3 protein-coding genes and 1 pseudogene are annotated in these 2997 nt (G+C 37.0%); 3 read left to right on the top strand and 1 reads right to left on the bottom strand.

What is annotated here, in order from left to right; translation table 11 throughout:
- Window positions 1-1089 precede the first annotated feature (1089 nt).
- Window positions 1090-1521 carry an NUDIX domain-containing protein gene (locus HE1_RS04790; protein WP_006288835.1) on the top strand — a complete coding sequence of 144 codons (432 nt, stop codon included), beginning with the start codon at window positions 1090-1092 and terminating at the stop codon, window positions 1519-1521.
- A 355-nt stretch (window positions 1522-1876) separates the two neighbouring features.
- Window positions 1877-2044: a helix-turn-helix domain-containing protein gene (locus HE1_RS07480; RefSeq protein ID WP_242837211.1), complete on the top strand. Its 168-nt coding sequence runs from the start codon at window positions 1877-1879 to the stop codon at window positions 2042-2044.
- Window positions 2045-2181: 137 nt separating this feature from the next.
- Here HE1_RS07480 and HE1_RS04785 read toward each other — a convergent pair whose 3' ends face one another.
- Window positions 2182-2358, bottom strand: coding sequence for a hypothetical protein (locus tag HE1_RS04785; protein ID WP_242837210.1), 177 nt, complete (start codon window positions 2356-2358; stop codon window positions 2182-2184).
- A gap of 450 nt (window positions 2359-2808) precedes the next feature.
- Here HE1_RS04785 and HE1_RS09365 point away from each other — a divergent pair.
- Window positions 2809-2886: pseudogene (locus tag HE1_RS09365) on the top strand (transposase); the annotation flags it as partial.
- Window positions 2887-2997: the final 111 nt, after the last annotated feature.

The following is a 2997-nucleotide window of genomic DNA, read 5'->3' as shown; positions in this document are numbered from 1 at the left end:
TTATACGCTTCTATAACGGGAATGTGCTTACAAAAAAACAGTCAGAGCACCTTTGGTATTCATACTTCACAAGGGGGCTCAGGTGGATCAAAGATAAACTCTTATTCTTTGATTTCAGAGATCTTTTAAACTACCTGAAAAAAAGTGAGGGGGAGTATGTGGGATAACGAACAAGTTAAATTATTGAATAATAAAAAAATTTTATTGATATTTTAAATAATAATTATTTTGTTGGAATATTTAGATTTTCAGTTCAATAGGAGATGAAAAGAAGAAATTTTTAAGAACTGAACAGGAGGACTTGTGCAAAACAATTTACTCCGGAAGTTACTAAGCAAATTGATTAATAATTAAAAAATATTAAAGATGGGGATTGCAAGGTCAATAAATACTGGGCCCCATCCTCAATTAAGTTAATTTTCTATATTTTTTCAGAATTAAGAACCTGTATTCATGAATAAAAAAGTGTGATATAAAAGGATTGGAGGAGTAAAAGAAGAATTATCTAAGCGATTTAAAAGAAAGAGAGTGGGAAGTGATAAAGCATCATTTTGATAGCGGTAATTACGGCAATAGAAGAAAATACAACAAAAAAGAGGGTGTTAATGCAGTATTGCGGTTGTCAATGGCGCATGCTACCAAAAGATTTTCCACCATATTCGACGGTACATGTTTTATAGACCATGTAGGGTTAAGGGAGTATGGGCAAAAGTGATGCATGAACTTGTTAAGACAAGCCGAATTAAGTATGAAAGGAGTAAAAATCCCAGCTATAGCATCATTCACAAAGTGTTAAAACAAGCGTTAACCCCACAGGAGCCTCAGAAAAAATAGGTACAGATGGGGGGAAAAAAGATAAAAGGACGTAAACAGCATAGTGTTGTTGATAGGCAAGGACATAAGCTTGCACGAAATTTATAATAGATTTATAATAGATTTAAAATTCAGTATTTCATTATAAAGTAGCCGTTTTTTGATCAAGATCAAAAATTAAGCCCCGAAGCAGCAAGATTTCAGCTAAAAGCATTGGATAACAAAATTATAGATACCAGATTTTGATCCCAATAAAACAATTGAAGAAGGAATAAAATGAAACTTTATTTAAATGTAGTAGAAGTAGCCATAGAGTGTGATCATAAGTTTTTGATTATTAAAAGACCTAAAGGCAAGCATGCCGGAGGTCTTCTATCTTTCCCCGGGGGAAAAGTTGAAGAAGTAGATGAGCAAAATGAGTGGGACATTTTAAGGCTTGCTGCAAAGAGAGAGATTCTAGAAGAAGTCGGATTAGACTTAAAAGATGACCTAAAATATATCATCAGTAATTATTTTGTTGATAGTATTGGAGCGCATGTGATTGATACCATATTTCATTGCAAAATTGAAAAGACAGATTTGACAATTAATGCTTCAGCCCGTGAAGTTCATGAATATTATTGGCTAACAGAAGAAGAAATAAATCAAGCACACAATGCGCCTGAATGGCTAAAAAAGTATGTGCAATATATTAGGCGGGCTCCATAAGCACAATCCAAAAGGGGAAATGCCGTCATTGCAAAGGTCATTTATACTCATGCTGAATGAAATTGTTTACAAGTTTAATAATTTTTCTTATGCAAAGACTTCTGACAGAAGAAGATCGTGTTGCGTTAAGAACGCAGCATCGGAAAGAAAAGAACCGACGCGTAGAAGATAGGAGTAAGGAAGTTTAGTTATCCGACAAAGGGTGGAGCTCATCAAATAGCTAAGGCTTTTCTGATTGCGATCGTAGAAGAGTATAAGGAGGATCAAAAGTTAATGGTGTAAAGCAAGGGCTCTGTGAGCAAGCTAAATACTTCACAAACAGCAGAACTTATCGCGCATTTGGGCCACGACGTATATGAAAGTAAGCAATATCTGCGCTCATGTTCTTGAACCCTACAGCATCGCGTATACAATTCAAGGCAAGACGTTGTGGCTGCACGTCCATAATTTTTCATTTAAAAATCCAGCGGCACGACCCGCAAAGGCAGATCCAGGCAAGCGGGAAGTTTTTATTCAACGGTGATGACAACGCCCTCCGGAAGATGAATCCATCCTGTTTGGTGATGGGGTGCGCGCCACCATGGCAACGAAAATCACCTGTCAGCCCCCCCATGACACGCATGAACCTGATGGAAGTCTTGGGTTTGACGGGTGGTATCCTTAGAAACCTTGAATAGATCCCCCTTGAAGACGTTTTTTGATCAGCTGAAAGATGCTTATCCAAAGGCGCCTAAAATTCACCTGATCTTGGATCAAGGCCCCTGCAAGCAAAGATACCAAAAAAGCAGAAAAAAAAGGGGATTGAGGTGCATTATTTGACCTCCCTACAAGCCCCAATCTGCCCCCCATCTAAGAATGAACATGTGCTTTCAGTTTAATTTGGTACAGATCAGGGGCACCTCACACCCAACAGATTCAATTAAATCTTTAGTTTTCTGTGATCGGTGAAAGGCAGCAGTATCCATACCCCCCTGACCTGACTTCAGATTCTTTATTAAAAATTGTTCCCCCCAAGTTTCGAACGCCTTCGTAGTACAATATCCATTAAATATCATTGGAGCTATTTATTTATTATTCACGAATTCTGCTATAATATTTGTTCGCGCGTAATATTTACCATTTTTTTACCTATCAGTTTTTAGAACCTGTATTCATGAATAAAAAAGTGTGATATAAAAGGCTTGAAGGTGTGAAGAATTATCCAAGCGATTTAAAAGAGAGGGTAGAAAGTGATAAAGTATCATTTTGATAGCGGAAATAAAAGCAAATACAACAAAAAAGAGGGGTAATGCAGTAGTTTATATAATCAAGAGCGGTTGTCAATGGCGCATGCTACCAAAAGATTTTCCACCATATTCGACGGTACATTCGGATGCATGAACTTGTTAAGACAAGCCGAATTAAGTATGAAAAGAGTAAGAATCCCAGCTATAGCATCATTCACAAAGTGTTAAAACAAGTGTTAAACCCACAGGA

Origin of the sequence: Holospora elegans E1 (genome assembly GCF_000648275.1) — a bacterium.
GTDB lineage: Bacteria > Pseudomonadota > Alphaproteobacteria > Holosporales > Holosporaceae > Holospora > Holospora undulata_A.
Note: the sequence above shows the minus strand (reverse complement) of the source record. Positions and strands in the feature narration are given on the sequence as shown.